Genomic DNA, 7,349 nt, shown 5'->3' with positions numbered 1-7,349 from the left:
CGTCCCAGCGAGGAGCTCATGAACGACAACACCGCCGTGGGGGAGCCCGTCCCCGGGGCAGCCGACGACACCCTGCCGCCGGTCCCCGACGACATCAGGGAAGCCGCCCGGCTCGCTCCCGACCACTGGCTCGGCATGGTCGACCCCGCGTGGTCGGGCGAGGGCGAGCCGCCCGACTGGGCGGTGGTGGGCCGGTGGAGGTCCGGCCTGGGCGGCGAGATCGAGGAGTGGCAGGCCAACGAGGAGTACCGCCCCTCGCCCCAGGCACTCGGCTGGCCCGCGCCGACCGACCCGGTGGACGAGGCGGTCCAGCTCGCCGCCACCGGTTACGGCCCTGGGGAAGCGGTCCCGCGCGCGCTGGCCGTGACCGAGGTCGCGGTCCTGCTCGGCCCCGGTGGTGTCCCGCTGTCGGCGACCTCGCCCGACGGAGCGGCGGTGGTGCCCGTCTTCACCTCCCCCACCTACCTGCAGGCGGCCGGGCGCTTCGGTTACGAACTGACGCCGGTGGACGAGGTGGTCGACCGGATACCGGAAGGCCATGTGCTCTACCTCAACCCCTCCGGACCGGTCGGCATGACCGTGGAGACCGACGCCCTGCGTCAGGCGGTCGAAGCGGCGGCCGGACGCGAGGCGGAGACGGGTGACGGGGAGGAGCCCGGAGGGCCGTCGGACCCCGCGCGCTCCTCCGAGGCCGGCGCGGACCTGCCGGAGCATCCGGTGTCCGCGCCCCCTGCCGGCACCCGGGACGGAGAGGGTGCCGGTCCGGATCCGGCCCCCGGCCCCGTCAACTGACCTCGTCACACCGCCCATCGCACACCTATGGAGTTGCCCCCCATGACGAGCGCCTCCGGTCCTCCGGACCACGAGCCCCAGACCACCGCCGAGGCGGACACCGCCGGCGGGCCCGCCGGCGAAGGCCCGGGACCTTCCGGTACGCAGGGCGGCCCGTCCGCCGTACTGAAGGGCCAACCGGGTTTCCGGGAGCCGCCCGAGGACTACATCAGGGCCGCCAAGGTGGCCTCCGACCACTGGCTGTCCGTGATCGACCGGCACTGGAGCGGTGACGAGGGCGAGCCACCGCCCTCCTGGGCGAGCCTCGGTCGCTGGCGCAGCGACGAGAACGGGGAGATCGTCGAGTGGGAGCCGAACGCCGAGTACCGCCCCTCACCCGACGCCCACGGCTGGGCCACGCCGGTCAGCCCCGTGGACGCAGCCGCGCAACTGGTCGCCACCGGATACGCCTCGGAGGACCTGTTCGCCCTGATGCTCGCCGACGCCGAGGTCGCCGTGTGCGTCGACGGTGAGGGCGGTCTGGCGGTGACCGACGCGGAGGACGGCACGGAGGCCGTGCCCGTCTTCTCGGCCTCACCGGAACTGGAGCAGGACAGACTGCCGCCGCACGAGGTGATGTTCGTGCCGGATCTCCTGGACCGGCTGCCGGAAGGGAAGGAGGTGCTGTTCCTCAGCTCCTCCGCCCCGGTGGGACAGCTCGTCACGGCGAGCGCGCTGCGGGCGGGCAAGGCCGAGCTGGAGATGTACGCGGCCGAGGGGGACCTCGACGAGTGGCCGCCCGAGCCCGCACCCGCCGATGGCGCGTCCGGCCCCTTCACGGCTCTCCCGGCCGACGGACAGGCCGCGAACTGGCCGGACTTCATGACCGCCGGGCAGCTGCCGACGTCCGGGACGGTGGGGGAGGAATCCCGTACCGACGCGCAGGACGCCGAGGAGCCACGGCGTCCCGGGCGCGGGGCGGCGGAAGAGGACTGACACCGGCCACGGCCCCGGTGGTCGGTGCCGGGGCCATGGCCGGGTGACGGATCGACGAGTCGGCGCGATCACGAAACCCGGTGCGGATGTATACGGTTGACCCTTGAACGGTACGCACGAACCATGGGTGATGACGGCCTCCACGTCCGTGGCGGTCGTCGCGTCCGTCCGTGGCGGTCTCCAGGTCCGTGGGGTACGCCGGTCCCGTGCGGCCGGGATTCCGTTTCGCCGACGGCACGGTGGAACGCGGAGGCGGCGTACGACGTCTCTCTCCGAGTGGGCAGCACCCCTCGTGGCGTGGACACCCTCGGACGGGAGCGCGTTCATGCCGTGTTCACACGGCGTCAACTTCCGCACTCCGGAACGTGATTAAAAGGGAACCCCGGCTGAGAAGTCGGTACCGGCAGGCTGTTAACTGATGAGGGTATGTTCGAAAGGATGGACTGTGTCCTCTGCTTCTGGAGTGCCTGCCGGTGAGTGAGTACGACGACAGGCCCATCCCCCGGACGCCTCCCGCATCCCGGCCTGAGCCCTCCCCTGCCGCCGAGGACATCGCGGCCGGATCCGCCGCCGGGCCGCCGGCTGTGGACGACGACGGTGCGAAGGACCCGGACGGTTCGCTGCCCGAACCGCCCCCGGAAGTGGTCGAGGCCGCCCGGGGCCTGCCCGGCCGGTGGCTGAGCGTTCCCGACGCCGCGTGGTCGGGTGAGGGCGAACCACCGGACTGGTCGGTCCCCGGCCGATGGCGTACGGACTCCACGGGCACGATCGTGGCGTGGGAGGACAACCCTCGGTACAACCCCTCTCCGGAGGCTCTCGGCTGGCCCAGGGCCACCGACCCGGTCGAGTCCGCCATCCAGCGCGCCGTCACCGGCTACGGTCCCGCCGGGGAAGTCCTCCGTTCGCTGGCCGCGGCGAAGGTCGCGGTCCTCATCGGTCCCGACGGCGAGCCGGCGGCCCTGCGGTCGGCACAGGGCGAACCTGTGGTCCCCGTCTTCACCAGCCCCGCGTACTACCGCGTCGTCGGGACACTCGCCGCCCGGCTGGTCCCGGTGGCCGACGTCGTCGACGGGCTGCCCGAGGGCCACTCCCTCTACGTCAACCCGACCGGACCCGCCGGGATGGTCATGGAGACCGAGGCGCTGGCCGAGGAGATCGCGGCCCAGGAACGCGGCGAGTCCCGGCCGGTGAGCGGTGACGGGACGGAGGGGGCGAGGACTCCGCGCATCCACGCGGTACGCGTGGGAGACCCGGCGGACCGGTCGTCGGACGCGGCCGGTGCCTCCGCCTCCGTGGAAGCCGCCGTGCCTCCCGTCGGCGGGGGGCCCCAGGCGTGACACGCTGGGTCGGTCCCTTCGCACGGCGCCGCGCCGGCCGGTCCCAGGCCGGGGCCGAGGCCGGGCGTCGGCCTGACGAGGTCCTGCCCACCGCCGACGATCCGGACGACGGAGCGGCGGAAGGGCTTCTGGTCGAGGACCACGACGGCCTGCTGTTGCTCCGGACTCCTTCGGACGACACGCTCACCCCGACCGACGTCGCCGATCTGGCGCGCAGCCTGCACACGGACGACGGGACCGTGACCGTCATCGCGGGCGCCTCGGGGATGGAGACCACCGCCTTCTGGCCGAAGCTGAGTGAGCTGCTGGACTCACTGAGCGAGTCGGGAGCGGACACCGTACGGCTGGTCATGACCGGTGCCGGACAGGACCACGAGGACCGTCCCGCCACCGCGCGCCGGATCGCCGACGCCTGGGGAATCGAGGTCAAGGCCCCGGACGGGCCGCCCCTCGTCGTACCCGGCGGCTCACTCTTCGTCCCTCCCGCCCCTGCCGCCGACGGGGAACCTCCTGCGGGCGGCTGGTGGCGGTTCGCCCCCGGCGCGAATCCGGAACCGTTGGGCCCGCGCAGCCCCGAGCCGTCCTGGCAGCCCGCGCTGCGCGCCGTGCCGTCGGGCACGGCCGGCGGGAGCGTCGTGGAACAGATTCCGGCCGGGCTGCTCGTGCGCCCCGCCGGTGCCGCGCCTGCCCAGCCCGGCGACCTCTACCACGCCGTGCCCGTCGACCCCCGGCGCCCGGCCGTGGTGATCGGGGTGCCCTACGGCGAGGACGTCTCGGCCGAGGAGGTCGCCGAGATACTCACCGCCCTGCCGGAGGAGGTCAGGTCCGGCGTACGGCTCGCGCCCGGCGGGCGGAAAGACGTACTGCCTCTGGCCCAGTCGGTGTCCGACCGGCTGGGCACCGACGTGGAGGTGATGTCCGGGCTGCCGCTCGTCGCGGCGGCCGGTCCGCTGGGGGCGTACTCCGTGCGGTCGGTCCTGTCCGCGCCGGACGGTACGCCGAAGTGGATGCCGTTCGTGGACGCCGTCCTGTGCCGGCCGCCGGACGAGGAAGGCCGCGCCCGGCCCCCCAGGCTGCTGCGCTGGTCTCCGCCGCTGCCGGGGCCCGCGCGCCCGGAGGAGGGCGTGATCGGCCTGACCGACCGCTGGCAGGTCACGGTCACCCGGGCAGGCCTGTGGGTCGGTCCGGCCGGCGGCCCACGGTTGTCCCCCACGGCACGTCAGGTGGACGCGGGCGGGCCGGTGATCGAGCTGGGCATGCCGGGCGAGACCTTGGACGCGTCGCTGTGGCCGGCCCTGTCGGATCTGCTCAGGGCCCTGACCCCGGCCCTGCGCGAGCGCGCGACGCTCCATGTGCACGGCGTGTCCCGGGACGGCGGACGTGAACTGCGGCGACTGGCGGCCCAGCACGGTCTGCGCACCCTCCGCCACGCCGCCCCGGCTCCGGCCCGGCCCAGACCGACGGCCCAGGCCCGGGTCCGGCCGGCACAGTCGGCCTCGGCCCAGCCCTCGCCAGGACCGGTGTCGGCGTCGGCGTCGACGGTACGGCCCGGCGGGCCGGCGTCCGTGTCCGTACCGGTACCGACCGAGGCGAGCCCTTGGTCACCGGTGCCCGTACGAGGCCCGGGGCGGCCGCAGCAGGCCGGAACGGCGGGAGCCGGCGCCGCCGCGTCGGCGGCCGCGTCGGCCGGTGGGCCGGAGCAGGGGCAGCGGCCCCGATCGAGGCCGTCTCGGCCGGAACAGCCGTCGGGACGGCCCGGACAGCCGTCGGGACGGCCGGAACAGTCACCGGAACGGCCTGGACTTCCGTTGCGGCCGTTGCAGCCGGGGCGAACCGCCGGATCCGAGCCGCCGGCGGAAGGCGCTGGACGGGCCGCGCGGGTCGAGCGTGCCCGGCAGCTGAGGGAAGCCATGGCCGCGGGCAGGGTGGCGTTGGAGACGAACGCGCCGACGCGTGCCGGTACGCCCGGACGGGCCGCCGACCCGGGCACGGCCGGACGCCCCGACGGCGCTCAGGCGCTCGGAGCGCCCGGGAAGCGCGCGGCGGCGGCCCCGGAACCGGACGGATGGGCCACGGACTTCGGCAGGTCGGACGACCCCGTTCCGACGGGTTCGCCAGGACGCGGCAGGAGGCCGGGAGCGGCCGGCGGACCGGCGTACGGCGCCGGCGCGACCGTTCCGGCACCGGCGGAGCGGCGGGAATCCGCCGAGCGGCCCGGAACGCCGGAGCGTGACGACGCGAGTGCCCTCGGGACAGCGGCTCGGGCCGCCGCCCCGGGGGAAGACCCCGTACGTACCGCGCGGCCGGATTCCGGGGTGGACACCGGAGCAGAGGCCGGGGCCCCGGCGCGAAACGCCGACGCCCCCGACGCGGTCGATCCCGTGGCGGGCTCTGCGCCCGTCGACGACACGAAGACGGGCGAGAACACCGGAACGGACCACCACACAGCGATACCCGACGACCCCGACGCGGTCGACGGCCCCGTGGCCGCAGAAGGCCCTGCTCCTGCCGCCGCCGCGGAAACGGGCGACAACACCGGAACGGACCACCGCACAGCGGGACGCGTTGCCCCCCACACGGTCGACGGCCCCGGGCGCGTGGATGCCGTCGTGCCGGGCGTCGGTTCCGATGCGGCCGGTGACCCCTCGCAGGCCGCCGATCCGGTGCGGGCCGAAGAGCGCGCGGATGCGTCAAGCTCCGAGGCGGATGTGAAGGTGCCGGCCGAAGCGCCGGAGCCGGATGGCGTGGCGCCCCGGATGTCGCCCCCCGAGGCGGACGCGGGAGCCGAGAAGGCCGGTGGGTCCTCACGGTCCGGTTCCGACGAGCCGCGAGGAGACGAACGCGACGAAGAGGTTCGGACCGGTCTCTCCGGGACGACGTCCGGCCCTCGTGTCGGCGCCCACGGCGCCCCAGGCCATACGGCGGAAGGAAACCCGCCGTCGGAGGACGGTTCGGAACCGTCCTCCGCGCGAGGTCCGGCCGAAACCGAGGTGCCCGGCCGGCCCGACGACGTGCCCAGCCGGCCCGACGACGTGCCCGACCGGCCCGACGACGTGCACTCACCGCAGCCGGTGCGCACGGAGGCCGGGGCGCCGGCCGATCCGGCGCCCCCCACTCCCCTGGGGTCCTTGGCATCCCGGGACATGCCGTCCGAGGAGCCGGCCGGCCCTCCGGGCGGCTCTTCCACAGAGAATCCGATGTCCGCGCCGGACGGCCCGGGCCCCGGTCACGCACCCATACCTCCGGGCCTCCCCGATGCGCCGGTCGTGCCGGCGACACCGGGCAGTACGGGCACGACAAGCGGCACAGAGGGCGAGCAGGCGGCAACTCCGGCCTCCACCAAGGCTCCTGACGTACCGGCGACTGCTGGCGCACCCACGGGCCGGGGCGCATCCGAGACCCCGGACGACGTCGGTGACACCTCCGACAACGATGCCGGGCTCCCGCAGGACCCGCTGCCTCCGGTCCCGTTGGACCCGGGACACCGCAGCTCCGAGGTGCAACGGACCGCCTTCCGCGCGCTCGCGGGCGGTATGTGGGACCGGCACGGCGCTGCCGTCGCCCGCTCCCTCGCACGGATGCCCGCGCTGCGCGGCAAGGAACAGGAGGCGGCGCGCGCCGACCTGATCGCGCTGCGGATGTACCTGCACATTCCCGAAGGCCCGTTGAGCCATGGCGCGGTGACCCGGGCCCTGCGCGAGTACGAGCCCGACATGCTGCCGTACGGCGCCTGTGTGGCCTCGGCGCTGAACCGGCTGCCGTCCTACCGGGGCGCGGTGCTGCGCGGCACGGGCGGTGACCCCGCCACCGAGGGCTCCGGCGCGCTGCCCCGCCCAGGGACGCTGCTGCGCGATGCGGCTCTGCTGAGCACCACACCACTCGATCCGGCCGGCATGGCGACGATGCCGGGCGGGAGCTATGCCATCTGGTCGGTGGCCGGCCGTCGCGTACGGCAGTTCTCCGACCACAGCCGTGGGCCCGACGAGGTGATCTTCGCCCCGGGGACCCTCTTCCGGGTCCTGGACGTCCGCCGCGAAGGCCAGGCCCTACAGCTTTTTCTGCGTGAACTGACCGGTCCTGCCGCGGCGGCCACGCCCGATCCCGATGCGGATCGAGCGATACTCGCCCGGCTGGACGATGTCGTGCGCGGGCGCTCGACGACACCTACGGGCACCGGCCACTGGCCGGAGCGCTGCGTCGGTGCCGTGGGCGCCGGGCCGTGACGCGACACCGAACCCAGACATG

The 7,349-nt window shown here is 74.8% G+C and carries 4 protein-coding genes; all 4 read left to right on the top strand.

Features of this window, described 5'->3' with window-relative positions:
- Window positions 1-18: 18 nt before the first annotated feature.
- The 4 genes from HED23_RS02605 (at window position 19) to HED23_RS02590 (ending at window position 7,327) form a co-directional block, all read left to right on the top strand.
- Window positions 19-792, top strand: coding sequence for a type VII secretion system-associated protein (locus HED23_RS02605; protein WP_203181822.1), 774 nt, complete (start codon window positions 19-21; stop codon window positions 790-792).
- 42 nt (window positions 793-834) lie between these two features.
- Window positions 835-1,767, top strand: coding sequence for a type VII secretion system-associated protein (locus tag HED23_RS02600; protein ID WP_203181821.1), 933 nt, complete (start codon window positions 835-837; stop codon window positions 1,765-1,767).
- Between the two features lie 473 nt (window positions 1,768-2,240).
- Complete coding sequence (locus HED23_RS02595; RefSeq protein WP_238441821.1) at window positions 2,241-3,104, top strand: type VII secretion system-associated protein; 864 nt, start codon at window positions 2,241-2,243, stop codon at window positions 3,102-3,104.
- The gene (locus tag HED23_RS02590; RefSeq protein WP_203181820.1) at window positions 3,101-7,327 is read left to right on the top strand and encodes a hypothetical protein; all 4,227 of its coding nucleotides are present in this window, start codon (window positions 3,101-3,103) and stop codon (window positions 7,325-7,327) included. The genes HED23_RS02595 and HED23_RS02590 overlap by 4 nt, the downstream gene beginning before the upstream one ends.
- Window positions 7,328-7,349: the final 22 nt, after the last annotated feature.

It is taken from the genome of Streptomyces pratensis (assembly GCF_016804005.1).
GTDB lineage: Bacteria > Actinomycetota > Actinomycetes > Streptomycetales > Streptomycetaceae > Streptomyces > Streptomyces pratensis_A.
This window is presented reverse-complemented; position numbering and strand designations above follow the sequence as displayed.

What these genes read in the sequence shown, in the direction of transcription:
- HED23_RS02605 (WP_203181822.1), top strand. Translation starts at nt 19, where the DNA reads ATGAACGACAACACCGCCGTGGGGGAGCCCGTCCCCGGGGCAGCCGAC.
- HED23_RS02600 (WP_203181821.1), top strand. Translation starts at nt 835, where the DNA reads ATGACGAGCGCCTCCGGTCCTCCGGACCACGAGCCCCAGACCACCGCC.